Source organism: Frigoribacterium sp. PhB24, from assembly GCF_003755185.1.
Classification (GTDB): Bacteria; Actinomycetota; Actinomycetes; order Actinomycetales; family Microbacteriaceae; genus Frigoribacterium.
This window is the reverse complement of sequence record NZ_RKIC01000011.1, coordinates 98,557-123,005: the sequence shown is the minus strand read 5'-3', so window position 1 is coordinate 123,005 and position 24,449 is coordinate 98,557. Positions and strand designations below refer to the sequence as shown.

The following is a 24,449-nucleotide window of genomic DNA, read 5'->3' as shown; positions in this document are numbered from 1 at the left end:
CATGGCCACGCAGACCCCGAGCACCCCGAGCACCCCGAGCTTCCCCGCCGCGACGGCCGTCCCGTTGCGGGGCGGTCCGACCCTGCGCTGGGGCGTGATCGGCCCGGGCGAGATCGCCGGCGACTTCACCGACGCCCTGCACGCGCACACCGACCAGCGCGTGGTCGCCGTGGCCTCCCGCAGCTTGAACCGGGCCGAGGCGTTCGCCCGCGCCCACGGCGTCGACACGGCGTACCGAGAGAACGAGGCGCTGGCCGCCTCCCCGGACGTCGACGTCGTCTACGTGGCCACGCCCCACACCCGCCACCTGCCGGACGCCCTGACCGCGATCCGGGCCGGCAAGCACGTCCTGATCGAGAAGCCCATGGCGACCAGCACGGCAGAGGCCGACGAGATCGCCACCGCGGCGAGCGCCGCCGGGGTCCTCGCCATGGAGGCGCTCTGGACGCGCTACCTGCCGCACACCACCGTCATCGCCGAGTTGCTCGCCGCGGGCGCGATCGGCGACGTGCGGCTCGCGACCGCTGACGTCGCGTGGGCCAACGACCTTTCGGCCGGCGGACGCATGACCGACCCGGCGCTCGGCGGCGGTGCGCTGCTCGACATCGGCGTCTACGCGTTCTGGTTCACCCAGTTCGCGACCGGTCACCCCGTCGAGTGGCACGCCACCGGCTCGACCCGGGCCGACGGCGTCGACCTCGACGCGGCCGTCGTCACCCGCACGGCCGACGGTGTGCTCGCGACCGCGGCGACAAGCCTGCTCACGACGTCACCCGGGCTCGGCACGATCGCGGGCACGACCGGGTCCCTCCGCACCCTGCAGAACCTCGTCTTCCCGGCGACGTTCGAACTGACCACGGGCAGCGGGTCGGCCGTCTGGAGCGACCCGACCGTGCCGACCGGTCGTCAGGGGCTCGCCTACCAGGCGACCGCCCTCGCGTCCTACGTGGCCGCCGGGCTGCGCGACTCGCCCCTGCACTCCCTGGCCGACTCGAGGTCGTTGCTGGCGACGATCGAGGCGACCCGCGCCTCCTTGACCGTCGTCTGAGCCCGCCGAGATGTCACGACTCGCCGCTCACGTCCAGAGGCGAGCGGCACGTCGTGACATCTCGGCGGACGAGAGCCGGAGGCGCGGGTCAGCACGGCAGGATGGCGCGGCTCAGCTCGCGACCGGAGGCACCGACGCGACGGCGATGTCGTGGCCGTCCGCCGCACGGATCTCGACCGATGCGACCTCGGACCGCAGCACGGCGGCGTTCAACCGACAGTCGACGCGCACGTCCGACCCGAGGAACGCACCGGACTCGTACTCGCGCCCGTCGCCGCCGACCACCACGACCGTGAACGCCGAGCCCCTCGGGAGGCCGTCGACGCTGAGGACGGTCTCGGTTCCCCACGTGTGGGCGACGAGATCTCCGTCGAGGTCCACCCCGGCGGGCTGACCGACGAAGTCCACGTGCTCGACGGCGCCGAGGGTGCCGGCGGGACCGGCCACCACCGTGTCGCGGGGCGTCGCGAGCAGGGCCCCACCCCCGGCACCGACCGCCAGGCACGCGGCGGCGGCGACCGCGATCAGCAGCGGGCGTCGGCCCCGCCCCGAGCGTGCCGCGGCGACGTGGGGTCCGATGTGCGTGACCGGCACACCGTCGGGCGCGGTGCCGGCGTCGAGAGGGACGTCGGTGCCGCGAGGGGCCGGGGCCTCGGCGACGTGTCCGATGGCGTCGACGTGCTCGCGCAGCCGGTCGCTCGGGGCCACGTCGTCCCAGCGACCGAAGTCCGACAGTCCCACGACCACGACCCCGAACGACGTCAGCTCGGCGTCGATCGACGGGTCGGCAGCCCGCAGCTCGTCGAACTCCACGCGTTCGCTCGGCGAGAGGTCGTCCGCGAGCGCCGCGGCCACCAACTCGTCGCGACGGGCGTCACCGTCACCGGCCCCCATCCCTGGCGTGCGGTCAGTCATCGGTCGTCTCCTGGTCGTCGAGGTGGGTGCGAAGGGCGCGCAGCGCGTGGAACACGCGGGTGCGGAGCGTCGCGACGGGGACGCCCGTGCGGTCGGACACCTCGCGGTAACTCAGGCCCTCGAGGTGGACGGCCACGACGGCGGCCCGGTGGTCGTCGCTCAGGCGGGCGAGCCCCTCGGCCATGCCCAGCCGTTCGAGGGGGTCACGCACGCTCGCGACGGGGTCGGGGGCGTGCTCGAGCGGCACCACCGACGGTGTGCGCGTGCGTGCCCGGTACACGTCGAGCACGACGCGGCGCTCGATCGCGAACAGCCAGGTGCGGACGCTGCCGCGGTCGGCGTCGAACGAGTCGCGGGCACGCCAGGCGCGCACGAAGGTCTCTTGCACGCAGTCCTCGGCCAGCGCCCGGTCGCGGAGGGCGTTGACGGCGAAACCGAGCAGCGACGAGCCGTGCTCGACGAACGCGGCGCGGACGTCGAGGTCGGACGACCCCTCGCTCATCGGGCTCCGATCTGCCACGCGGACCGGGACGGGCCCCGCGCGACCCATGACGGCGATCATCCGCCTGCCCTCCAGCCTATCCGCGCCGGTCGCGGATGCCGACGGGGTGTACGTCCGCCGCGCCTCCCGCGTTCATCGGACCGGGCACGAACTTTCTCGTGACGGTCGTGAACGGATCGGCCCGGCCCGACGTAGGCCCTGTCGAGCGGCACCCGCCCGGGTGCCGCCCCGTCGAGAGGACCCGGAGCATGCCGAAGATGACGCGCACGACCAAGAAGACCGCCATCCGTACCCTGACGATCGGTGGTGCCGCCGCGACCGCCGTCACCCTGTTCGGCGTGACGCCCGCGTTCGCCGAGACCGAGGTGCCCGAGCCGTCGACCTTCACGAGCGCCTACACGGTGATGGCGACGCCCGACCAGGTGATCAACAACGACGGGGTCGCCACCCCGGGCGAGCCCGGTGCGACCGGCACGTTCGACTTCCGCGTCAACAGCGACACCGAGGTCATCTGCTACGACATCACCCTGCGCGGCGTGACCGGCGACTACCAGAGCCCGGCCAAGACGGCGACGCACATCCACGAAGCGGCGCAGGGCCAGGCCGGCCCGCCGCGGATCGCGTTCCCGAACCCGGTCGACCGAGGTGACGGCACGCGCACGAGCAGCGGCTGCCTGCAGGGCCCCTTCACCACGGGTGTGATGAGCGCCGCCGGTGCCGACACGGGCGCCGGTTTCAGCCTGAAACAGCTCGAGGCGAACCCGGCCGGCTTCACGGGCGACTCGCACACGGCCTCGTTCGCGGCCGGCGTCGTCCGCGGCCAGCTGACGCAGGTGCCCGTCGGCGGCGTCGACACCGGACTCGGAGGCGCGGCCGGCGAGAGCGCGTCGGCCGGCGGTCTCGGCCTCGCGGCCGGCGGCGTCGGGGCGCTGGCCCTGCTCGGTGCCGGCGCCTACGTCCTGACCCGTCGTCACCGCTCGACGCAGGCCTGACGTGGGACGCTCCTTGCTCCCGGTGGTCGTCGTCGCCGTCGTCCTTGCCCTGACCGGGTGCGCGTCACCCGGGACGGTCGCACCGACGACGGCGCCGACCCCGGGGGCGGGGGCGACCACCCCGACGACCGGGGCTCCGACGGCGACCGACACCGCGCCTCCTGCAGTCGGGGAGGGCGTCGGGGAGGGCGTCGGGGAGGGCGTCGCCCCGGCCGCCGTCTCGGTGCCCGCGATCGGGCTCGACGCCCCGTTGGTCGACCTCGGCATCGCCGACGACGGCGCCATGGAGGTGCCGGTCGACGCGGACGACGTCGGCTGGTTCACCGGTGGCGGCAAGCCCGGCGGGCGCGGGCCGACCGTCATCGCGGCACACGTCGACTCGGCCTCGGGTCCGGCGGTGTTCGCCCGGCTCGACGAGGTCGTGCCCGGTGACCGCGTCGACGTGACGACGATCGACGGGGGCGTCGTCGGCTACGTCGTGACCGACGTGGTCGACGTGCCCAAGGCCGAGTTCCCGACCACGCGCGTCTTCGGCGCCCAACCGACCGACCAGCTGCGGTTGATCACCTGCGGCGGCGTCTTCGACCGTGCGTCGGGCCACTATGACCAGAACCGGGTCGTGTTCGCCGAGCCGGTCGCCTGACAGTCGTCCCAGGTCGCGAGGCCACTCTCGGACCCACGATTTCCGTACGTTCGAGAGAGGGCCGATCCGTGGCCGACCAGAAGAAGCTCAAGAAGTCCGCCGCCAAGGCCTACGACAAGGCCGAGGACGCCGTCACCGACGCCCGGGCCGCCGTCGCCGAGGCCAAGCGTCGGGCGAAGAAGCTCGCCAAGAAGTCGCGCCCGTCGGTGAAGCCGCTCGAGAACGCCCTCGACGACGCCGCGTCCGGGCTGAAGGACGCGAAGAAGACGGCCAAGGGGGCCGGGCAGGCCACGAAGAGCTCGACGACGACCACGCCGGCCGAGCCGCGCTCGATCTACACCCCGCCGCTGCCCGACATCGACGAGACCAGCGTGCAGCTGCCCGACGGGCACGACGCCCACGTCGACCTGCACGCGCAGACCCTCGTCGCCCTGCGCGCCCTCGCCCGCACCAAGGGCGTCACGAACGTCTCGCGGTACACCAAAGCCGCCCTGATCGAGAAGATCGAGCAGGCCTGACCCCGGGGGCGCCGGCCCCCGACCCTGTTCGCTCCTGGCCGGCTCGTCAGACGGGGTGCTCCCACATGACGAGGGCAGCCAGACGGCGCGACGCGGCGCAGAGAGCGTCGTCGCCCTGGCCCGCAGCCTCACTAGGGTGAGGACATGACGCGCGCTCAACTGATGGTCCCGTACCGGTTCGTGTTCGCGGCACTCGCGCTCGCGGCGGTTGGTGCGCAGTTCGCCGTGCATCTCGAGAACCACTTCAGCGTCGTCAACTTCTTCTCGTACTTCACGAACCTCAGCAACCTGTTCGCCGTCGTCGTGTTCGTCGTCGGCGGCGTCCGGACGCTGCGGCGCCGCCCCGGCAGCCGCGCCTGGGACACCGTGCGGCTCATCTCGGTCGTCGACATGGTCTTCGTCGGGATCGTCTTCAACGCCCTGCTGACCGAGGTCAGCGGTGCCGTGCTGCCCTGGGTGAACGTGATCGTGCACATGGTGATGCCGATCGCCGTGCTGGTCGACTGGCTGGTGCTGCCGGTCGGGCGACGCCTCCCCTGGGGCGCAGCGGCGATCGGCCTCGTCGTGCCCGTCGTCTACAGCGTCTACTCGCTCGTCCGCGGTCCGCTCACGTCGTTCTACCCGTACCCCTTCTACGACCCGGAGGCGCTGGGCGGTTACGGCCCCCTGGCGGTCTACATGGTCGTGCTGCTCGTCGCCCTCGCCGTGTTGTCGGTCGCGCTGGTGGGTCTCGCGCGGGTGGCCGGCCGCTTCTGGAGACGACGCTCGCGTCGCTGACGTGACCCGCGCCTCCTGGGCTCGGCTCAGCGGTAGTGCTGCTCGCCCCGGGCGGCCGCGGCGACCACGTCGCGGACACGCGCCGCACGGGTCTCGGGTCGCTTGAGCGCGGCCAATCGGAAGTACACCCGGAACCGCTCGGTCTTCGTCAGTGACGCGAAGTGCGCGGCCGCCGCCGGATCGGCGTCGAGCGCGGCCTGCAGGTCGTCGGGCGGCACGGCGTCCTTCTGCCGGTAGGCGGCGTCCCAGCGACCGTCGGCCTTGGCCCGGTCGACCTCCGCCTGCCCCGCGGGGGTCATGCGGCCCTCGGCGACCAGGCGTGCCACGTGGTCACGGTTCACCTGCGACCACGGGCTGTCCTTCCGCCTCGGCTGGAAGGCCGTGAGCGTGAAGTCGTCGTCGAGCCGGCTCGTCTGGCCGTCGATCCACCCGTGGCAAAGGGCCACGTCGAGCGCCTCGGGCCAGGTCATGCCCGGCACCGTCGACCGCACCTTCCGGAGCGTCAGTCGCACACCACCCCCGTCGGGGTCGCCCTCGAGGTACTCGCGCCACTGCTCGACCGTCACGTCGAGCACGGGTTTGTCGGCGAAGCTGACCATGCCGCGACCCTACCGACTCGCGACGGACGCGACCCCGTCTCCGGGACCGACCCGCCTGGCGTCCCCCGGCCGACGCCCCCTCAGCAGCGCTCCCCTAGCCTGGCGGGATGGACATCATCGGGTGGATCACCGACGTCGGCTCGTCGCTGCCGACCCCGCTCGTCTGGGCCTTGGGTGCGCTGTTCTCGTTCACCGAGTCGGGGCTCGGCCTCGGCGTCTTCGTGCCGGGCGAGACGATCGTGCTGCTGCTCGCCGCGACCTTCGACAGCCCGTGGCCGGCGGTCGCCTTCTTCGTCTCCGTGGCGATCGGCGGCTCGCTCGGCGACCACGTCGGCTACCTGCTGGGTCGCCGCTTCGGCACGGGGTTCCGTGACACGCGCGTGATCCGCAAGATCGGCGTGGACAGCTGGGACCGCGCCGTCGCCGTCCTCGAGCGACGAGGGGCCGCCGCGGTCTTCCTCACTCGCCTGGTGCCCGTGGTCCGTACCCTCACGCCCGCGGCGGCCGGGGTCGCGAAGGTGCCCTATCGCTCGTTCCTGCCCGCGTCCTTCGGCGGGGCACTGACCTGGGCCGCCGTCTACGTCGGCATCGGGTTCCTGCTGCGGTCGTCGCTCGAGGCGGCGCAACGGTACCTCGGGCAGTTCTCGTCGTGGGCGTTGGTCGGGGCGGCCGTCATCGTGGCGATCGTCTTCGTCGTGCGTCTCGTGCGTCGTCGCCGGGCCGCGGCGGCCGACGGCGTGGCGGGCGCGTCGACCGGCGCCGTCGACGAGACCGTCGCGGCCGACGACAGGGCGGCCCGCGCCGACGAGGCGCAGGCCGAGACATCGGACGAGGAGGCGCGAGCCGACGACCGCGGGCCCGTCTCGTCCGTCGTCCACGCGGCCGGGCACGCCGTGGCCGATCCCGTCGTCGCGGGAGCGTCCGCCTCGGGCGAGTTCATCACTGGGCACCTGTCGTCCCGCCGACTCGGCGCCCTCCGCCACCGCCTCTTCGAGGTGGACGACTGGCGGACCGTGCCGAACGCGATCACGGCCGCGCGCCTCCTGCTGTTGCCGGTGTTCGCCGGCCTGCTCGTCGCCGAGCTCTGGTGGCCGGCCCTCGTCGTGATCGGGGTCGTGTTCGCGACCGACTGGCTCGACGGGTTCGTGGCCCGGCGCACCGACTCGGTCTCGGTGCTGGGGTCGTGGCTCGACCCCGTGGCCGACCGGCTGACCGTCGTGGTGGTGGCCGTGGCGTTCGCGACCGCCGACGTCTTCGGCTGGCAGGAGGCCGTGCTGCTGCTCGTGCCCGACGTGCTGCTCGCGGTCGGTGCCGTCCTGGCGTTCCGCGGCGATCCCGCCGTGCCGGTGTGGTGGGCGGGCCGCCTCCGCACGGGCCTCTGCTTCGTCGGTCTCGCGGTGCTGCTGCTCGGCGTGGCACTCGCCGGGCCCGAGTGGACGAGCGTGATCGGCGTGGGCTACCTGGTCTTCCTGGTCGGCCTCGTCTTCCATTACGTCTCGGCGGTGCACTACGCGCGTGTGATGCTCGTCCGCTGGCAGCGCGCGATCGCCGAGCGCCCGGCCTGACGCCGGCGGGGCCGACCGCGACCGACCACGGGCCTCAGATGCCCGTGAGCAGCCGCAATCCGAGGGCGACCATCACGACGGCGATGACCGCGTCGAGCACGCGCCAGGCGCCCGGCTTCGCGAACATTGGACGCAGGAGGCGCGCGCCGAACCCCAGCGCCGAGAACCACACGAAGCTGCCCGTGATCGCCCCCGCGGCGAACCACCAGCGCAGCTCGGGTGATTGGTGGTTCGCGACCGAACCGAGGAAGACGACGGTGTCGAGGTAGGTGTGCGGGTTCAGCCAGGTGAACGCGAGGGCGCCGAGCACGGCCGGGACGGTCCGGGCGGGTGCCGTCGGAGACGAGCCGTCGACGTCGACCGTCAGTGCGCCCGTCGGCCGGATCGCCCGCTTCGCGGCGAGGGCGCCGTAGACCAGCAGGAATCCCGCGCCGACGAGCTGCACCACGAGCACTGCCTGCGGGGCCGCCTCGACCAGGGCTCCGACCCCGGCCACCCCGGCGCTGATCAGCACGGCGTCACTCACGGCGCAGACCACGACGACCGGCAGGACGGCACGGGTCACCGCCTGCAGCCCGACGCGCAGCACGTAGGCGTTCTGAGCGCCGATCGCGACGATCAGGGCGAGGCTCGTGCCGAAGCCGAAGAGGACGGCGGGCAGCACGGTCACGACGGTCATGCCGCCACGCTAGGACCATCCCGCGTCATCGCGCCAACTCATGTTCTCGATGCTGCATAAGCTCTGCTCATGACCCGGTTCGCACTCGATCAGCTCGACACCTTGCGCGCGATCGTCGACGAGGGCACCTTCGAGGCGGCCGCACGACGCCTGCACGTGACGCAGTCCGCGGTGTCGCAACGCATCAAACAGCTCGAACGTGCGGCCGGGCAGGTGCTGTTGCGTCGCTCGACCCCGGTCGAGACCACCGCGGCCGGCGACGTCCTGTTGCGCCATGCCCGGCAGATCGACCTGCTCACCTCGGACGCCCTCGCCCGGCTCGGCACCGGCCGTCGCGACGGGAACGACGCCGCGTCGGACGACCCCGCGCCCACGACCCTGCCGATCGCGGTCAACGCCGACTCGACCGCGACCTGGTTCCTCGACGCGCTGGCCGCCGTCCCGCCGACCGTTCCGGTGGTCTTCGACCTGCGCAGGGCCGACCAGCAGCACACGGCCGAGCTGCTGCGGTCGGGGGATGTGCTCGCCGCGGTCACCGCGACCCGGGAGCCCGTGCAGGGCTGCAGCTCCGAGCCGCTCGGCGTCATGCGGTACCGAGCCGTGGCGAGCCCTGGTCTCGTCGAACGCTGGCTGGCAGGCGGGCCCCGCGGCCCGGAGGAACCCGGTCTCGGCAGGCTCGACCTCGCACCCCTCGACCGGGCCCCGATGGTCGTCTTCGACCGTACCGACGCCTTGCAGCACGACTTCGTCAGGCGCCTCACCGGTCACGAACCGCTCTCGCCCCGACACCACGTGCCCGCGTCGGCCGACTTCGCCCGGGCCGTCGTCCTGGGCCTCGGCTGGGGCATGCTGCCCGAGGCCCAGGCCACCCCCGAGCTCGACGCCGGTCGCCTGGTCGAACTGGCCCCCGACGACCCCGTCGACGTGCCGCTCTTCTGGCAGCGTTGGACCCTCGCCTCACCGCTGCTCGACGCCGTCACCGTGGCCGTCCGCACCACCGCCCGCCGCGCCCTGCACCCCTGACGCCGACCCGCTCCGTCCGCCCTGCACAGGGCGCCGAGTGGGCGGAAGATCTTGCTCGACGGCCCGCGAGGAGCATCTCTCGCCCACTCGACCCCGACGGTGGCACCCGGGCCCGCCACCGGACCGGGGCCCGCAGACGACAGGAGGCGCGGTGCCAGCCGGCACCGCGCCTCCTGCTCTCGAGGGCTTCGCGCCCTACAGCGTCGCGAGCGCCTCGTTGAGCGTGTGCGACGGGCGCATCACGGCCTCGGTCTTCGCGGCGTCGGGGTGGTAGTAGCCCCCGATGTCGACGGCGGTGCCCTGGGGCTCGATCAGCTCGGCGACGATCGTCTCTTCGGCCCCGCCGAGGGTGGCGGCCAGCCCGGCGAAAGCGGCGGCGAGTTCGGCGTCGTCGGTCTGGGCGGCGAGCTCGTCGGCCCAGTACTTGGCCAGGTAGAAGTGGCTGCCGCGGTTGTCGATCGAGCCGAGCTTGCGGCCCGGCGACTTGTTCTCGTCGAGGAACGTGCCGGTGGCGCGGTCGAGCGTGTCGGCGAGGATCTGTGCCCGCGCGTTGCCCGTCTGCGTCGCCAGGTGCTCGAAGCTGACGGCGAGGGCGAGGAACTCACCCAGGCTGTCCCAGCGCAGGTAGTCCTGCTCGACGAGCTGCGAGACGTGCTTCGGAGCCGAACCGCCGGCGCCGGTCTCGAACAGGCCACCACCGTTGATCAGCGGCACGACCGAGAGCATCTTGGCCGACGTGCCGAGCTCCATGATGGGGAACAGGTCGGTCAGGTAGTCGCGCAGCACGTTGCCGGTGACCGAGATGGTGTCGTCGCCACGGCGGATGCGCTCGAGCGAGAACGCCATCGCGTCGACCGGCGACATGATCTCGATCTGCAGGCCCTCGGTGTCGTGCTCGGCGAGGTAGGTGCGGACGAGCCCGATCAGGGTGGCGTCGTGGGCGCGGGTCTCGTCGAGCCAGAACACGGCGGGCGTCTGGCTGGCGCGCGCCCGCGTGACGGCGAGCTTGACCCAGTCGCGGATCGGGACGTCCTTCGTCTGGCAGGCGCGCCAGATGTCGCCCGTGGCGACCTCGTGCTCGATCAGCGTCTCACCCGCCTGGTTCACGACGCGGACGAGTCCGTCGCCGGGCACCTCGAAGGTCTTGTCGTGCGAGCCGTACTCTTCGGCGGCCTGGGCCATCAGGCCGACGTTCGGCACCGAGCCCATGGTCGCGGGGTCGAAGGCGCCGTTCGCGCGGCAGTCGTCGAGCACGGCCTGGTAGATGCCGGCGTAGCTCGAGTCGGGGATGACCGCGAGGGTGTCGTGCTCGTCGCCGTCGGGGCCCCACATGTGACCCGAGGTGCGGATCATGGCGGGCATCGAGGCGTCGACGATGACGTCGCTCGGCACGTGAAGGTTGGTGACACCCTTGTCGGAGTCGACCATGGCCAGGTCGGGGCCGTCGGCGATCCCCTGGTCGAAGGCGGCCTTGATCTCGTCACCGTTCGGCAACGTCGCGAGGCCCTGCAGGATGCCGTTGAGACCGTTGGCCGGGTCGAGTCCGGCGGCCTTCAGGTCGGCGCCGAACCGCTCGAACACCCGCGGGAAGAACGCGCGGATCACGTGGCCGAACAGGATGGGGTCGCTGATCTTCATCATCGTGGCCTTGAGGTGCACCGAGAACAGCACGCCCTCGGCCTCGGCCCGGGCGATCTGCGCGGCGAGGAACTCGTGCAGCGCGGCGACGTGCAGCACGGTGCCGTCGACGACCTCGCCGGCGAGCACGGGGATCGACTGGCGCAGCACCTGCGCCTGACCGTCGGCGCCCACGAACTCGATGCGCAAGGTGTCGTCGGCCGGGACGACGACGGTCTTCTCGTTCGATCGGAAGTCGTCGACACCCATGGTGGCGACGTTCGTCTTCGAGTCGGCCGTCCAGGCACCCATGCGGTGCGGGTGCTTGCGGGCGTAGTTCTTGACCGAGAGCGGGGCGCGGCGGTCGCTGTTGCCCTCGCGCAGCACGGGGTTGACCGCGCTGCCCTTGACCTTGTCGTACCGGGCCTTGACGTCGCGCTCGGCGTCGGTCGACGGCGAGTCGGGGTACTCGGGCAGGTCGTAGCCGTGCGACTGCAGTTCTTTGACCGCGGCCTTGAGCTGCGGCATCGACGCCGAGATGTTCGGCAGCTTGATGATGTTGGCCTCGGGCGTCTTCGCCAGTGCCCCCAACTCGGCCAGGGCGTCGCCCTGGCGCTGCTCGTCGGTGAGGCGCTCGGGGAACTGGCTGATGATGCGGGCCGCCAGCGAGATGTCGCGGGTCTCGACGTCGACCCCCGCGGTCTTGGCGTAGGCCTGGATGATGGGCAGGAACGAGTAGGTCGCCAGCATGGGCGCCTCGTCGGTCAGCGTGTAGATGATCTTCGCCATGCGGCAGGTGCTCCCTCGTTGTCGGGCATGCGTGTGCTCGGTGGTGCTGCTCCTACGCTACCGCGCAGAAGTCTCTCGACATGAAGATACATGCCCGGTCTGGACGACCCCTCCGGGCCCGCACCCGGGGAAGACCCGTCGAGGCGTCTCGACGGCCCCGGAGGTCAGGAGGCGCGGGTCGGCGCGGTAACCGGGCGTCACGTTCGTTGAGGGTGGGGCGCCCCGGGTGACAGGCTGCACGGCACCGCGGCTCCGACCCGCGACGAGGAGGCACCCGTGACCCACACCGCACCGTCCGAGTCGACGCGGCCCGGACCCGCCGGCTTCACCACCCGCCAGGTGCACGCGGGGGCGACGCCCGACGGCGCGCACGGGGCCCGGGTCACGCCGATCCACCTCAGCGCCGGCTTCGTCTTCGACAGCTTCGAGCACGCCCGCGAGCGGTTCGCGGGCGACGACGAGGGCTACCTCTACACGCGCAACGGCAACCCGACCACCGACGAGGTCGAGCGTCGGCTCGCCGACCTCGAGGGCGGCGCCGAGGCGATCCTCGTCGCGAGCGGCCAGGCGGCGACGACGTCCGCCCTGCTCGGTATCGTGCAAGCGGGCGACCGGGTCCTGTCGTCGCGCAGCATCTACGAGGGCAACCGCGGGCTGCTGCTGCAGAACTTCGGCCGCCTGGGAATCGGCGTGGACTTCGTCGACGACGCCGCCGACCTCTCCGAGTGGGAGCGTCGCATCGGCCCCGACACGCGCGTGCTCTTCGGCGAGCCGATCCCGAACCCGAAGAACGACCTGATCGACGTCGCCGGACTCGCCGAGGTCGCCCACCGCCACGGCCTGCCGCTCGTGGTCGACAACACCCTCGCGACCCCGTACCTGCTTCGCCCGATCGAACACGGCGCCGACGTCGTCGTGCACTCGACGAGCAAGTTCCTGGCCGGGCACGGCACGGCACTCGGCGGGGTGGTCGTCGACGCGGGCACCTTCGACTGGGCGGCTCGCCCCGGACTCTTCCCGCACCTCAACCAGCCCGAGCGCTCGCTCGGCGGCCGCAGCTGGGCCGAGCGGCTCGGTCGTCGCGCCTTCGTGTCGTACACCCGCGAGATCGTGGTCTCGCGGTTCGGCCCGACGCCGTCGCCGCTCAACGCCTTCCTGCTGCGGCAGGGCATCGAGACGTTGTCGCTGCGGGTCGAACGCCACTCGAGCAACGCGCTCGCGATCGCCCGCTGGCTCGAGGCACGCGCCGAGGTGTCGAGCGTCGACTACTCCGGGCTCGAATCGAGCCCCTCGTACGCCCTCGCGCAGCGCCAACTGCCCCGCGGCCAGGGCTCGGTCTTCTCGTTCACCCTGGCGGGCGGCGAGGCGGACGCCGCGGCCTTCGTCGACGCCGTCGAGCTCTTCAGCCGGATGACGCACCTCGGCGACGTCCGCTCGCTCGTGCTGCACCCGGCCTCCACCACGCACGCGGGCCGCACCCCGGCCGAGCGCGACGCCGCCGGCATCTGGCCAGGCCTGCTGCGCCTCTCGGTCGGCATCGAGGACCTGCCCGACCTGCTGCGCGACCTCGAGCGCGGGTTCGCCGCGGTCCGCGAGCAGGCCGCGGCACGGGCCACGGACGCAGGAGGCGCGGGTCGCCGAGCGCGCCTCCTCGGTTCCGATCCCGGCGACGACGTCGCCGAGGCGGACAGCCGCACGGCCCGCCCGCGCGTGGACGCCTGAGATGGCCCGCCGGCAGCACCTCGGCTGGTTCTTCTCGCGCGGTTTCGGCCCGCAGGGCTGGGGCCACCCGTACCGCGAGTGGAACCACGACTGGACGCGGCCCGAGATCTACCAGCAGTCCGCCCGTGAGCTCGAGCAGGCCGGCTTCGAGCTGATCGTGATGGAGGACGCGGTCTCGCTCGGCTCGCCCGACACCCTCGACCTGCGCGTGCGCAGCGCCTACGGCGGACCGAAGCACGACCCGCTGCTGCTCGCCCCGTACCTCTTCGCGGCCACCTCGCGCATCGGGCTGGCGCCAACCGTCAACGCGGGCATCACTCCCCCGTACCTCGCCGCGCGCCAGGCGGCCACCCTGGCGCACCTCAGCTCGGACCGCTTCGGCATCAACCTCGTGACCGACGTCGGCAGCGCCCGGCACGTCGGGCTCGAGCCGCTGCCGCACGACGCCGCCTACGACCGTGCCGACGAGTGGATGGCCGTCGTCCGTCGCCTGTGGCACAGCTGGGGCGAGGGCGCGCTCGTCGCCGATCCGGCCACGGGGCGCTACGCGGACGGCACGAGGATCGACGCGTTCCGACACCGGGGTGAGCACTTCGCCGTCGACGGGCCGCTCAACGCGGTCCCGTTCGAGCGCGGCGACCCGCTGGTCGTCTCGCCCGGCGGCTCGGCCCGCGGGCTGGCGTTCGCGGGCACGCAGTCCGACGTGCAGCTCGCGCTCGCCCCACTGCAGGCGCAGGCCGTGCTCGACTACCGGGCGAAGGTGCTCGCGGCGGCGACCGAGCACGGGCGCGGCCCCGACGACGTGCGCGTCCTGTTCGTCGTGAAGCCCGAGATCGTGTCGAGCCACGACGAAGCGGACCGGGTCGTCGAGGCCTCACGGCACCCGGCCGACGACGTCCTCGCTCAGGTGGCCCTCGGGTGGTCGAGCGACCTGGAGACCGACCTGACCGGGCTCGACCTCGACCGCGCGGTCGACCGCGGGGTGTTCGGCGAGCACGTGTCGCACGGCAGCATCGCGGGCTTCTACGGCGGCACCGACGACGCCCCGCTGCGCGAGCTGCTCACCCGCAAGGCGCGCAAGGGACTCGTCGCCGACCGGGCCGGGTTCGTGGGCACGGCCGACGAGTTCGCGGACTTCGTCGAGGAACTCGGCGACGACGGCGACAACGACGGGCTGCTGTTCTCGGGCGACCTGCACCCCGTGACGCTGCACCGCATGCTCGACGACCTCGTCCCCGTGCTGCGGCGCCGTGGCGTGCTGCGCGACGAACTCGCCCCGGGCGGGACGCGCGCCAACCTGTTCGGCTGACCCGCCCCTCCTCGTGGAGTCGGCGGGTCGCCGTCCCGCTCGGCGGGTCCGCGCTGACCCGCCGCCGACGACGGGAACGCGCCGACGACCAGGAGGCGCGGGTCGACACCCGGCGTCACCGGGCGACACGGGGCGTCACAGCCCTCGACGCGGTGGCCGGGCCGCTCGTAGTGTCACTGCCACCCGGGCGACGACGGACGGCCGACGGCCCGATCCGCGACCGTATCCAGGACAGGAGCAGACGTGCCGACCTTCTCGTTCGAGATGTACCCGCCCCGCACCCCGGCGAACGCCGACGCCCTGCACGCGTCGCTGCGCCAGCTGGCCGCGACCGGACCGGAGTTCATCTCGGTGACCTACGGGGCGTCGGGGTCGTCGCGGTCCGAGTCGCTCGCCGTGCTGACCGAGGTACTGCGCGACACCGACGTGCAGGCGATGGCGCACCTGACCTGCGTGGGCTCGTCGTACGCCGAGGCGTCGCGGCTGATCCGCGAGTTCCTCGACGCGGGGGTCACGGCGTTCCTCGCCCTGCGCGGCGACCCGCCGGCGGGGCTGACCGAGGCGGACGCCTTCCTCGGCGACCTCGGCAGCGCCGGCGAGCTCGTGCAGCTGATCCACCGGGTGCAGGCCGAGCGCGTGCCGTTCGTCGAGAACGCCGTGCCCGGCAACCCGTTCGCCTCGCGCCTCAGCAGCGGCCCCAAGACGACGGTCGCGGTCGCGGCGTTCCCGAACGGGCACCCCCGATCGCGGTCGTCCCGGCAGGACATCGACACGCTGCTCGCCAAGCAGGCCGCGGGTGCCACGCTCGCCATCACGCAGCTCTTCTTCGAGGCCGACGACTACCTCGTCTTCGTCGACCGGGCACGCGAGGCCGGCGTGACGATGCGCATCCTGCCGGGGCTGATGCCGATCCTCGGGGCGGGGCAGCTGCGCCGCATCGTCGAGCTGACCGGAGATACGCTGCCCGCCGACCTGCTGCGTCGCCTCGAGACGGCCGACCAGCCGACCGTCGTCGGCGTCGACCACGCCGTGCACATCGGTCGCCGCCTCCTCGCGGGCGGGGCCCCCGGACTGCACCTGTACACCTTCAACCGTCACGAGGCGCCGCTCGCCGTGCTGCGCGGCTGCGGGCTGCTCGACCACTGTGTGCCGTCGACGCCGACGACTCCGGTCGACACCCTCCTCCGGGCGACGCCCGTCCTCGAGACGGCGTCGCCTTCGTCGTCCTGACCGCGCCGCGCCTCCTGTCCCCGATCGATCCACCGTCCCGCACCCCCCGCCACCCCGCACAGAGAGAACCGTCCACATGACCATTTCCTCCTTCCCCGCCGGCACCGTCCTGGGCTACCCGCGCATCGGTGCGAACCGCGAGCTGAAGCGCGCCGTCGAGTCGCACTGGCGCGGCGACACGACGGTCGACGAGCTCGAGGCGACCGCGGCGTCGCTGCGTGCCACGACGCGCGCCCGCCTGGTCGAGCTGGGCCTCGGCCGGGACGACTCGTCGGTGCCCGAGTCGTTCTCGTATTACGACCAGGTGCTCGACGCCGCCGTGACGGTCGGCGCCGTGCCCACCCGGTTCGCCGACCTCGTCGACGCCGACGGGCGGCTCGACCTCGACGGCTACTTCGCGCTCGCCCGCGGTGACGCCGAGCGCGCCCCGCTCGAGATGACCAAGTGGTTCGACACGAACTACCACTACCTGGTGCCCGAGATCGGCCCCTCGACGGCCTTCCGCCTGGCGGGCGACCGCCTGGTGCGCGAGGTCGAGGAGGCGCGCGCGGCCGGGTATCGCACCCGCCCGGTGGTCGTCGGCCCGGTGACGCTGCTCGCCCTCGCCAAGGCCGAGGAGGGCGCATCCCAGGGCTTCGTACCCCTCGACCGCCTGGCCGACCTCGTGCCGGTCTACCGCGAGCTGCTCGCCCGCCTGGCCGAGGCCGGCGCCGACTGGGTGCAGCTCGACGAGCCCGCCCTCGTCAGCGAGTCGCTCGACGTCGACGCCGCGACCATGCGGGCCGCGGCGTCATCGGCCTACGCGACGCTCGGTGCCGACCGCCCCCTGGCGATCCTCGTCGCGGCACCCTACGGTGACCTCGGCGAGACCCTGCCCGTGTTGCTCGAGGCCCCGATCGACGGCATCGCGCTCGACCTCGTCAAGGGCGCGGTGCCGACCGGCGTCACGACCGACAAGGTGCTGGTCGGTGGAGTCGTCGACGGGCACAACATCTGGCGCGGCGACCTGTCCGCCGGGCTCGAGAAGCTCGAGGCGCTGCGGTCGGTGTCGCCGACCGTCTCGGCCGGCACCTCGACCGACCTCTTCCACGTGCCGCACGACGTCGAGGTCGAGCAGCAGCTCGACGCCCGGCTGCGCAGCTGGCTCGCCTTCGCCGACCAGAAGGTCGGGCAGGTGGCCGTGCTCGCGCGTGGACTGGAGCAGGGGCGCGAGGCCGTCCTCGACGAGCTGACCCGCGCCTCCTCGGCTCTCGCCGACCGACTCGCGGCGCCCGGCGTCCGCGACGGTGCCGTGCGCGCCCGGGCCGCCGCCCTGACGCCGGCGGACTACGTCCGCGGGGACGAGGAGGCGCGGGTCACCGAACAGGAGGCCGCCCTCTCGCTGCCCGCCCTGCCGACCACGACGATCGGGTCGTTCCCCCAGACCGGCGACATCCGCGTCGCCCGGGCCCGGCACGCTCGCGGCGATATCGACGACGCCGCCTACCGCGACTTCCTGCGGGGCGAGATCCGCCGCGTGGTGGCCCTGCAGGAGGAGATCGGCCTCGACGTGCTGGTCCACGGCGAGCCCGAGCGCAACGACATGGTGCAGTACTTCGCCGAGAACCTCGACGGCTTCGCGGTGACCCGGCACGGCTGGGTGCAGTCGTACGGCTCGCGGGCGACGCGGCCGTCGATCCTCTGGGGCGACGTGTCGCGGCCGGCGCCGATCACGGTCGAGTGGTCGACGTTCACGCGGTCGCTGACGACCAAGCCGGTGAAGGGCATGCTGACCGGGCCGGTGACGATCCTCGCGTGGTCGTTCGTCCGCGACGACCAGCCGCTCGGCGAGACGGCGGACCAGGTGGCGTTGGCGCTGCGCGACGAGATCGCCGACCTCGAGGCGGCGGGCATCCCCATCGTGCAGGTCGACGAGCCGGCGTTGCGCGAACTGCTGCCGCTGAAGACGGCGGACCAGGCGGCGTACCTCGACTGGTCGGTGGGGTCGTTCCGGCTGGCGACGGCCGGGGTCGCTCCGCGGACGCAGATCCACACGCACCTCTGTTACTCGGAGTTCGGCGTCGTCATCGAGGCGATCGACGCGCTGGACGCCGACGTCACCTCGATCGAGGCCGCGCGCTCGCGCATGGAGGTCGTGGCCGAGGTCCGCGACGGCGGCTTCTCGCGCGGCGTCGGACCGGGCGTCTACGACATCCACTCGCCGCGGGTGCCGAGCGTCGACGAGGTCTCCGAGCTGCTCACCACGGCGCTCGACGCGCTGCCGGCGCGGCAGCTCTGGGTGAACCCCGACTGCGGCCTGAAGACCCGCGGCTACGCCGAGACCGTCGCGGCGCTCGAGAACCTCGTGGCCGCGACGCGTGCCGCGCGCGAGCGGGTCGCCGCGGTGCCCGCACCCGCCGCCGTGTAATGCGGGTGGGGGTGGGGGTGGGGGTGCGGGTGGGGGTGCGGGTGGGCCCGGGTGCCGGCCCGGACCGAGGTCGCACCACCGTCGTGGCATCGAACCACGCTTGTGGGTGGTTCGACACCACATCGGTGGTGCGACCCGCGACGGCCCCGGGGCCGGGTCTCACGCAGGTTCGGTAGCCGTCCGGGCCGGGCACCGTGTCGCTCGGGCGCCCTCTCGCTCCCCCTCGAACCACCGTCCGTCAACCCCTCGGCGAGGGCCGGTCCGCCGGGACGTGACGGTGGTTGAGTCGCCGGGCGACCGCGGGTGCCTCCACCCGTGCCAGGAGGCATCATGAGTACGTCCGTCCACCGCGACGACCACCCGTCCACGCCGGAGGCGAACGGCTCGAAGCTGAAGCAGGCGATCACCGGCCCGCTGCTCTACCTGTTCATCCTCGGCGACGTTCTCGGGGCGGGCATCTACGCCCTGATGGGTACGCTCTCGGCCGAGGTCGGCGGCGCCCTGTGGGCCCCGCTCGTCCTGGCCCTCTTGCTCGCCCTGCTGACAGCCGGCTCGTACGCCGAGCTCGTCACGAAGTACCCCAAGGCAGGAGGCGCGGCGATCTTCGCCGAGAGGGCGTTCCGTCAGCCCCTGGTCTCGTTCCTGGTCGGGTTCAGCATGCTCGCCGCGGGCGTGACGAGTGCGGCGGGCCTGTCGCTGGCCTTCGCCGGAGACTACCTCGGCACCTTCGTCGACCTGCCGCCGGTGCCGACGGCCATAGCGTTCCTGGCGCTCGTCGGCCTGCTCAACGCCCGGGGCATCAGCGAGTCGCTGAAGGGAAACGTCGTCATGACCGTGATCGAGGTGAGCGGCCTGGTGATCGTGATCGTCGTCGTCGCCGTGATGCTCGGCCGCGGGGGCGGCGACGTGTCGCGCGTCGGCGAGTTCCCCGTCGACGCGAACCCGGCGCTGGCCACGCTCGGTGCCGCGATCATCGCGTACTACTCGTTCGTCGGCTTCGAGACGAGTGCGAACGTCGCCGAGGAGGTGCGCGAGCCCAGTCGGGTCTACCCCCGCGCCCTGTTCGGCGCGTTGGCCACGGCGGGCGTGGTCTACGTGCTCGTCGGACTCGCGAGTGCCGTGGCGTTGCCACCCGCCGAGCTCGCGGACTCGACCGGCCCCCTGCTGGCCGTCGTCGCCGCGACCGGCATCGGCGTGCCGACCTGGGTGTTCAGCCTCATCGCGCTCGTGGCCGTCGCCAACGGAGCCCTGCTGACGATGATCATGGCGAGCCGCGTGACCTTCGGCATGGCGGAACAAGGACTGCTGCCGCGTTCGCTCGGAGCGGTCCTCCCCCGGCGCAGGACGCCCTGGGCCGCGATCGCGGTGACCACGGCCGTCGCCATGGCGCTGACCACCGTCGGCGACATCAGCGTCCTCGCCGAGACGGTGGTCCTCTTGCTGCTGATCGTGTTCATCAGCACGAACGTGGCCGTGCTGGTGCTGCGCCGAGACCGCGTCGACCACGCGCACTTCCGGGTCTGGACCGCCGTCCCGGTGGCCGGAGTGGCCTCGTGCCTGCTGCTGATGACGCAGCAGAGCGGACAGGTCTGGTTGTTCGGGGCCGCCTTGCTCGCGGCGGGCACGGTGTTGTATCTCGTCGCCCGGGCGCGGAACCGCGCCACGGCGGGACGATGAGGCCCTGACGACCGGCGACCGAGGCCCGGTGACTCAGTCGAGCCCGTGCCCCGGCTGACGGAGCGCCGTCACGAATCCGGCGAGCGCCTCGGCGAGCTGGCGCCGCGTGGCCTCCGTGAGGTCTGCGGTCATCCTGTCCTCGACCCCGCGGACGGCGGCACTCGCCACGGCCAGCTGTCGTCGCCCCGCCGCCGTCAACTCGGTCGGCAAGGCCCGCCCCGTCGGTGCCCGGTCGGCCCGTCGCACGAGGCCTTCGCGCTCGAGCGCCTGCAGCAACACGTTCATCGACTGACGGGTGACGAACGCGCCGCGGGCGAGCTCGGAGTTCGACAGCCCGGGCCGTTGCGCCAGCAGCTCGAGGCACGAGTAGTGGGTGATGGTCATGCCGAGCGGGCGCAGCTCGGCCTCCATGGCGGTGCGCAGGGCGCTCGACGCCTCTTTGAGCAGGTAGCCCACCGAGGTCTCGAGGTCGATGGACGATCCGACTTGACTCATGTCAGTAGTCTGACATAGGTTGACTGATGTCAGCTAACTGACAAACAATCCCGACACGAGAGCAGGCGCACCATGACCGCCACCGGCCCCGACTTCATCTCACTCCAGGTCCGCGACGTCGAGCGCTCGGCCGCCTTCTACGAAGAGCACCTCGGCCTCACCCGGCAGGACGGCCCGCCGCACGCCGTCGTCTTCGCCACGAAGCCGATCGCCTTCGCCGTGCGCGGCGCGCTGCCCGGCGTCGACCTCGACGCGGCCCCGCTCGGTCGTGGCGTCGGCCTGTGGCTGCTCGCCCCCGACGCACAGGCCATCCACGACGCGTTGCTCGCCGCCGGCGTCGAGATCGCCACGGCACCCGTCGACGGCCCCTTCGGCCGCACCTTCACCTTCGTCGACCCCGACGGCTACCAGGTCACCCTGCACGACCGCGCCTGACCCGCGCGTTGATCGTGGCCCCTCGCCGCCGCGCGGCGCCTCAGGCGACCACGTTGCGCGCGGGGTGCCCGCGGAGCACCCGGGCGACGTCCTCGGCCACGGCGACGCCCATGGCCGCGTTGGCCACGTCCGTGAACGCGCCGATGTGCGGGGTGAGCAGCACGTTCGGTGCGGTGACGAGCGGATCGTCGGCCCCGGGCGGCTCGTGGGCGAAGGCGTCGAGCGCGGCACCGGCGAGACGGCCGTCGCGCAGGGCGGCGACCAGCGCCTCCTCGTCCACGAGCCCACCACGGGCCGCGTTGACGAAGTACGCGCCGGGGCGCATGGCCTCGATCAGACGGGCGTCGACGAGTGGTGGCTCGCCGGGCGTGCCGGGCAGGTGCAGGCTGACGAAGTCCGAGCCCGTGACGACCTCCTCGAGGGAGGCGCGGCGGACCCCGGCGGCGTCCGACACCTCGGTCGGCACGAACGGGTCGAAGGCCACGACGTCCATGTCGAACCCGGAGGCGCGGCGTGCGACCGCCTGCCCGATGCGCCCGAAGCCGACGAGGCCGAGCGTCCGGCCCGTCAACTCCACGCCGGGGAAGCGATCCCACCGCCCGGCGATCATCGAGGCGTGAGCGGGCACCAGCTGCCGGGCGAGGGCGAGCATCGCCCCGAGGGCGAGGTCGGCGACCGCCCCCGAGTTGCTGCCGGGGGCGTTGACCACGACGACCCCGGCCGCGCGTGCGGCGTCCAGGTCGATGTTGTCGACGCCGACGCCATGCTTGGCGACGACACGCAGAGCCGGTGCGGCGGCGAAGACCGACGCGTCGACGGCGTCGAGCCCGACGACGACCGCCTCGGCACCGGTCCGGGCCAGCTCTGCCGCGAGGTCGGGGGCCGAGAGCGGGTGCGTGCCCTCGGGGAGGCAGGCCTCCAGACCGGCGGCGACCAGCGCCTCCCACGGTCTCGGCGACTGCTGTCCGAAGCTCGGCGTCGTCACGAGCACACGGGGCGCCCCCGTCGACCCGGCCCGCTCGGGACGCGTGGTCTCGAGCCCGCTCACGAGAACTCCACGCCGACGACGGTGAGCACCGTGTAGACGCCGACCGCGGCGACCGCGATGCTGCTGAAGGTGAGGGCGATCGTCCAGAAGGCCGACCGTCGGAACCGACGAGGCACCGAGCGTCGCAACTTCCAGACGGCGATCACCACCGCGAGCAGGAACACGCCCCCGGCCACCCCGCCGATCTGGACCATCAGCACGGGCGACTTGATCACGAGGAAGCTCGCAGCCCAGATGATCGGCATGACGACGGTGAGAACCCGGATGATCCGGAGGCGCGTCGTGACGTCCTCCCAGCGGTAGAAGCCCAGGATCGCGAGCGTGTTCGACCACAGCCGGGGCACGGACGCCGTCGAGGCGACGAGGGTCGAGAAGAGCACGAAGAACGCTCCGACCAGGAACACCCAGTAGCCGGCCGTGCCGAGCGTGTCGGAGTACATCCGCGACAGGGTCACGATCATCTGGTTGCCCTCGGGGACCAGCCCCTGAGGGTTCAGCACGGCCGCGCCGATGACGTAGAACGACAGGGTGCAGAGCGTGCAGATCACCCACGAGACGAGCACGTCGAGGCGCATGACCTTGATCCAGCCCTCGGCACGACGAGCACGCTCCTCGGTGCCGTCATCCGGCCCGGTCCAGCGGGCGTATCCCTTCTCGAGGCACCAGTAGGTGTAGGTCGTCATCTCGTCGGCACCGACGCCGGTGATGCCGAACATGGCGATGGCGAAGCCGATCGCACCGGCCGGGAGCGCGAACGTGAGGCCGGTCGCGAGGTCACCACCGTCGTAGCCGAAGGGGGTGAGGGGCAAGCCGACCGCGAGAGCCACCGTGATGAGCGTGAAGAGCACCACCGACACCAGCGAGACCCGTTCGACCATGCCGTACCGCCCGGAGAGCATCAGCGTGACCGCGGCCACGAGCACGACGATCGTCCAGAACCAGAGCGACGGGGTGCTGAGCGGCTCGCCCGCCACCGGCACCATGATCGACAGACATGCCACGGCACCACCGATGATGCCGCCGCGTTGGAGCACCTTGGCGAAGTCCATCAAGATCCACAAGAAGTTGATCCAGCCGCCCCGGCCGGTGCGGGGGCCCACCTCGCTGAAGCCCTGCAACGCGGTCTTGCCGTGCAGGATCGCCCATTGCGCGAGCTCCATCTGCACCCAGACCTTGACGCCGGTGCTGACGATGACGAGCCAGAGCAGGACGAAGCCGGCCTTGGAACCCAGCGCCGTCGTCGTGATGAGCTCGCCCGAACCCACGACGGCGGCCGAGAGGATCAGGCCCGGGCCGAGGTAGCGGAACCTCTGCAGGAACGTGCCCGGTGCCGCGGCCGCGTCGCCGGGCCGGAGGGCGTACGGGTCACGTACCTCGCTCGACCGTGTGGGTCGCGTGGTCGGATCGGCGGCGGCCGCCGGGGCCACATCGGTCGTCGGCGGGCCGTTCTGGCTCGTGTTCACGGTGTCTCCCTTGACAGTCGGAATCGATCGAGCATGTCATGCCCTGCGCGGTACGCGCAAATACTCGTGCGTGATCTGCGCGATCGCGTCGTCGTGGGACGAGCAGGGCACGTCCCGGCCGTGCATCGTCACACCGCGCGGCGTGTCACCTAGGCTCGAGCAGCGACACCTGTCGCGCACCGCTCGACCACCCTGCCGCCGCCACCCGGAAGGTCCTCCATGGCGTTCTCGATCACCCTCCTCGTCCTCGGGCTCGTCGGAATCGTCGGTGGCGTCCTGATCGTCCGCCGGCGGGACGACGGCAGCGCCGTGCCGGGCGTGGTGATCATCGCGCTGGGAGCGGTGGCGACCCTCCTCGCCGTCGCGCTCCTGACCTTCCCGGGCGTCCCGGCCTAGCGCCTTCTCCTTCGGGAGCCCGGCCGGCGCGGGGCGCGACGAGCGCCGGCGAGAAGTGCCCCTGGAGGGGACGGCGCGCCAGCGACGTCGGGCCGCGGGGTTCGAGGCCCGACGGGGCGCGACGAGCGCCAGCGAGAAGTGCCCCTGGAGGGGACGGCGCGCCAGCGACGTCGGGCCGCGGGGTTCGAGGCCCGACGGGGCGCGGCGAGCGCCAGCGAGAAGTGCCCCTGGAGGGGACGGCGCGCCAGCGACGTCGGGCCGCGGGGTTCGAGGCCCGACGGGGCGCGACGAGCGCCAGCGAGAAGTGCCCCTGCCAGCGAGAAGTGCCCCTGGAGGGGACGGCGCGCCAGCGACGTCGGGCCGCGGGGTTCGAGGCCCGACGGGGCGCGACGAGCGCCAGCGAGAAGTGCCCCTGGAGGGACTCGAACCCCCAACCCTTTCCTTAGGACGGAACTGCTCTTCCATTGAGCTACAGAGGCTGACCGTCCGAGTCTACCGAACCCGCGCCTCCTGCCGTCCGGCCCGCAGGACCACTGCACCGCGTTTCGTGCACCGCACCCCGACTAGTCGCGGTGCGGTGCACGAAATGCGGTGCGAACG

At 72.6% G+C, this 24,449-nt stretch carries 22 protein-coding genes and 1 tRNA gene; 14 read left to right on the top strand and 9 right to left on the bottom strand.

Features of this window, described 5'->3' with window-relative positions; all coding sequences use genetic code 11:
• Nucleotide 1: 1 nt before the first annotated feature.
• A complete protein-coding gene (locus EDF50_RS08315; RefSeq protein ID WP_123519101.1) occupies nt 2-1,048 on the top strand; it encodes a Gfo/Idh/MocA family protein in 1,047 nt (348 codons plus the stop codon).
• Nucleotides 1,049-1,159: 111 nt separating this feature from the next.
• Here EDF50_RS08315 and EDF50_RS08310 read toward each other — a convergent pair whose 3' ends face one another.
• Together EDF50_RS08310 and EDF50_RS08305 are read right to left on the bottom strand one after the other, a co-directional pair.
• Nucleotides 1,160-1,963: a hypothetical protein gene (locus tag EDF50_RS08310; protein WP_148076791.1), complete on the bottom strand. Its 804-nt coding sequence runs from the start codon at nt 1,961-1,963 to the stop codon at nt 1,160-1,162.
• Entirely contained in the window at nt 1,956-2,465 is a 510-nt protein-coding gene (locus tag EDF50_RS08305) for an RNA polymerase sigma factor (protein ID WP_233570459.1), read from the bottom strand. The genes EDF50_RS08310 and EDF50_RS08305 overlap by 8 nt, the downstream gene beginning before the upstream one ends.
• A 257-nt stretch (nt 2,466-2,722) precedes the next feature.
• Here EDF50_RS08305 and EDF50_RS08295 point away from each other — a divergent pair, with 257 nt between their 5' ends.
• The 4 genes from EDF50_RS08295 (at nt 2,723) to EDF50_RS08280 (ending at nt 5,395) form a co-directional block, all read left to right on the top strand.
• A complete protein-coding gene (locus EDF50_RS08295; RefSeq protein WP_123519098.1) occupies nt 2,723-3,457 on the top strand; it encodes a CHRD domain-containing protein in 735 nt (244 codons plus the stop codon).
• A 1-nt stretch (nt 3,458) separates the two neighbouring features.
• Nucleotides 3,459-4,100, top strand: a complete 642-nt coding sequence (locus EDF50_RS08290) for a class F sortase (protein ID WP_123519097.1) — start codon at nt 3,459-3,461, stop codon at nt 4,098-4,100.
• 68 nt (nt 4,101-4,168) lie between these two features.
• A complete protein-coding gene (locus EDF50_RS08285) occupies nt 4,169-4,618 on the top strand; it encodes a Rho termination factor N-terminal domain-containing protein (protein WP_123519096.1) in 450 nt (149 codons plus the stop codon).
• 144 nt (nt 4,619-4,762) lie between these two features.
• Nucleotides 4,763-5,395, top strand: a complete 633-nt coding sequence (locus tag EDF50_RS08280) for a Pr6Pr family membrane protein (protein WP_123519095.1) — start codon at nt 4,763-4,765, stop codon at nt 5,393-5,395.
• 26 nt (nt 5,396-5,421) lie between these two features.
• On the opposite strand, the gene EDF50_RS08275 is transcribed toward EDF50_RS08280, so the two are convergent.
• Nucleotides 5,422-5,994 carry a YdeI family protein gene (locus EDF50_RS08275; protein ID WP_123519094.1) on the bottom strand — a complete coding sequence of 191 codons (573 nt, stop codon included), beginning with the start codon at nt 5,992-5,994 and terminating at the stop codon, nt 5,422-5,424.
• A gap of 107 nt (nt 5,995-6,101) precedes the next feature.
• On the opposite strand from EDF50_RS08275, the gene EDF50_RS08270 reads away from it, so the two are divergent.
• Nucleotides 6,102-7,559, top strand: a complete 1,458-nt coding sequence (locus EDF50_RS08270) for a CDP-alcohol phosphatidyltransferase family protein (RefSeq protein WP_123519093.1) — start codon at nt 6,102-6,104, stop codon at nt 7,557-7,559.
• A gap of 34 nt (nt 7,560-7,593) precedes the next feature.
• Here EDF50_RS08270 and EDF50_RS08265 read toward each other — a convergent pair whose 3' ends face one another.
• Complete coding sequence (locus tag EDF50_RS08265) at nt 7,594-8,238, bottom strand: LysE/ArgO family amino acid transporter (RefSeq protein WP_123519092.1); 645 nt, start codon at nt 8,236-8,238, stop codon at nt 7,594-7,596.
• A gap of 69 nt (nt 8,239-8,307) precedes the next feature.
• On the opposite strand from EDF50_RS08265, the gene EDF50_RS08260 reads away from it, so the two are divergent.
• Nucleotides 8,308-9,261 carry a LysR family transcriptional regulator ArgP gene (locus EDF50_RS08260; protein WP_123519091.1) on the top strand — a complete coding sequence of 318 codons (954 nt, stop codon included), beginning with the start codon at nt 8,308-8,310 and terminating at the stop codon, nt 9,259-9,261.
• A gap of 195 nt (nt 9,262-9,456) precedes the next feature.
• Here EDF50_RS08260 and EDF50_RS08255 read toward each other — a convergent pair whose 3' ends face one another.
• Nucleotides 9,457-11,667 (bottom strand): NADP-dependent isocitrate dehydrogenase, encoded by a 2,211-nt coding sequence (locus tag EDF50_RS08255; protein WP_123519090.1) that lies wholly within the window; start codon nt 11,665-11,667, stop codon nt 9,457-9,459.
• A gap of 276 nt (nt 11,668-11,943) precedes the next feature.
• Between EDF50_RS08255 and EDF50_RS08250 the strand changes: the two genes are divergently transcribed.
• The 5 genes from EDF50_RS08250 (at nt 11,944) to EDF50_RS08230 (ending at nt 20,012) form a co-directional block, all read left to right on the top strand.
• Entirely contained in the window at nt 11,944-13,389 is a 1,446-nt protein-coding gene (locus tag EDF50_RS08250; RefSeq protein ID WP_233570457.1) for an O-acetylhomoserine aminocarboxypropyltransferase/cysteine synthase family protein, read from the top strand.
• Nucleotide 13,390: 1 nt separating this feature from the next.
• Nucleotides 13,391-14,698, top strand: coding sequence for an LLM class flavin-dependent oxidoreductase (locus EDF50_RS08245; protein ID WP_123519089.1), 1,308 nt, complete (start codon nt 13,391-13,393; stop codon nt 14,696-14,698).
• Between the two features lie 243 nt (nt 14,699-14,941).
• Nucleotides 14,942-15,928, top strand: a complete 987-nt coding sequence (locus EDF50_RS08240; protein WP_233570455.1) for a methylenetetrahydrofolate reductase — start codon at nt 14,942-14,944, stop codon at nt 15,926-15,928.
• A gap of 76 nt (nt 15,929-16,004) precedes the next feature.
• Nucleotides 16,005-18,335: a 5-methyltetrahydropteroyltriglutamate--homocysteine S-methyltransferase gene (metE, locus tag EDF50_RS08235; RefSeq protein WP_123519088.1), complete on the top strand. Its 2,331-nt coding sequence runs from the start codon at nt 16,005-16,007 to the stop codon at nt 18,333-18,335.
• Between the two features lie 330 nt (nt 18,336-18,665).
• On the top strand, nt 18,666-20,012 hold the full coding sequence (locus tag EDF50_RS08230; protein ID WP_123519087.1) for an APC family permease: 1,347 nt from the start codon (nt 18,666-18,668) through the stop codon (nt 20,010-20,012).
• A 33-nt stretch (nt 20,013-20,045) separates the two neighbouring features.
• Here the strand turns inward: EDF50_RS08230 and EDF50_RS08225 are convergent, their stop codons facing one another.
• On the bottom strand, nt 20,046-20,507 hold the full coding sequence (locus EDF50_RS08225; RefSeq protein WP_123519086.1) for a MarR family winged helix-turn-helix transcriptional regulator: 462 nt from the start codon (nt 20,505-20,507) through the stop codon (nt 20,046-20,048).
• Nucleotides 20,508-20,579: 72 nt separating this feature from the next.
• On the opposite strand from EDF50_RS08225, the gene EDF50_RS08220 reads away from it, so the two are divergent.
• Entirely contained in the window at nt 20,580-20,942 is a 363-nt protein-coding gene (locus EDF50_RS08220; protein ID WP_123519085.1) for a VOC family protein, read from the top strand.
• Nucleotides 20,943-20,982: 40 nt separating this feature from the next.
• Here the strand turns inward: EDF50_RS08220 and EDF50_RS08215 are convergent, their stop codons facing one another.
• Together EDF50_RS08215 and EDF50_RS08210 are read right to left on the bottom strand one after the other, a co-directional pair.
• A complete protein-coding gene (locus EDF50_RS08215; RefSeq protein WP_199738684.1) occupies nt 20,983-21,990 on the bottom strand; it encodes a phosphoglycerate dehydrogenase in 1,008 nt (335 codons plus the stop codon).
• Nucleotides 21,987-23,453: an Nramp family divalent metal transporter gene (locus tag EDF50_RS08210; protein WP_199738682.1), complete on the bottom strand. Its 1,467-nt coding sequence runs from the start codon at nt 23,451-23,453 to the stop codon at nt 21,987-21,989. The genes EDF50_RS08215 and EDF50_RS08210 overlap by 4 nt, the downstream gene beginning before the upstream one ends.
• 219 nt (nt 23,454-23,672) lie before the next feature.
• Between EDF50_RS08210 and EDF50_RS16640 the strand changes: the two genes are divergently transcribed.
• Nucleotides 23,673-23,849 (top strand): hypothetical protein, encoded by a 177-nt coding sequence (locus EDF50_RS16640; protein WP_158612666.1) that lies wholly within the window; start codon nt 23,673-23,675, stop codon nt 23,847-23,849.
• A 407-nt stretch (nt 23,850-24,256) separates the two neighbouring features.
• On the opposite strand, the gene EDF50_RS08205 is transcribed toward EDF50_RS16640, so the two are convergent.
• A tRNA-Arg gene (locus EDF50_RS08205) sits at nt 24,257-24,328 on the bottom strand.
• Between the last annotated feature and the right edge of the window lie 121 nt (nt 24,329-24,449).

Coding starts and splice junctions, on each gene's coding strand:
- EDF50_RS08315 (WP_123519101.1), top strand. CDS start 2: ATGGCCACGCAGACCCCGAGCACCCCGAGCACCCCGAGCTTCCCCGCC.
- EDF50_RS08310 (WP_148076791.1), bottom strand. CDS start 1,963: ATGACTGACCGCACGCCAGGGATGGGGGCCGGTGACGGTGACGCCCGT.
- EDF50_RS08305 (WP_233570459.1), bottom strand. CDS start 2,465: ATGAGCGAGGGGTCGTCCGACCTCGACGTCCGCGCCGCGTTCGTCGAG.
- EDF50_RS08295 (WP_123519098.1), top strand. CDS start 2,723: ATGACGCGCACGACCAAGAAGACCGCCATCCGTACCCTGACGATCGGT.
- EDF50_RS08280 (WP_123519095.1), top strand. CDS start 4,763: ATGACGCGCGCTCAACTGATGGTCCCGTACCGGTTCGTGTTCGCGGCA.
- EDF50_RS08275 (WP_123519094.1), bottom strand. CDS start 5,994: ATGGTCAGCTTCGCCGACAAACCCGTGCTCGACGTGACGGTCGAGCAG.
- EDF50_RS08270 (WP_123519093.1), top strand. CDS start 6,102: ATGGACATCATCGGGTGGATCACCGACGTCGGCTCGTCGCTGCCGACC.
- EDF50_RS08265 (WP_123519092.1), bottom strand. CDS start 8,238: ATGACCGTCGTGACCGTGCTGCCCGCCGTCCTCTTCGGCTTCGGCACG.
- EDF50_RS08260 (WP_123519091.1), top strand. CDS start 8,308: ATGACCCGGTTCGCACTCGATCAGCTCGACACCTTGCGCGCGATCGTC.
- EDF50_RS08255 (WP_123519090.1), bottom strand. CDS start 11,667: ATGGCGAAGATCATCTACACGCTGACCGACGAGGCGCCCATGCTGGCG.
- EDF50_RS08245 (WP_123519089.1), top strand. CDS start 13,391: ATGGCCCGCCGGCAGCACCTCGGCTGGTTCTTCTCGCGCGGTTTCGGC.
- metE (WP_123519088.1), top strand. CDS start 16,005: ATGACCATTTCCTCCTTCCCCGCCGGCACCGTCCTGGGCTACCCGCGC.
- EDF50_RS08230 (WP_123519087.1), top strand. CDS start 18,666: ATGAGTACGTCCGTCCACCGCGACGACCACCCGTCCACGCCGGAGGCG.
- EDF50_RS08225 (WP_123519086.1), bottom strand. CDS start 20,507: ATGAGTCAAGTCGGATCGTCCATCGACCTCGAGACCTCGGTGGGCTAC.
- EDF50_RS08220 (WP_123519085.1), top strand. CDS start 20,580: ATGACCGCCACCGGCCCCGACTTCATCTCACTCCAGGTCCGCGACGTC.
- EDF50_RS16640 (WP_158612666.1), top strand. CDS start 23,673: ATGGCGTTCTCGATCACCCTCCTCGTCCTCGGGCTCGTCGGAATCGTC.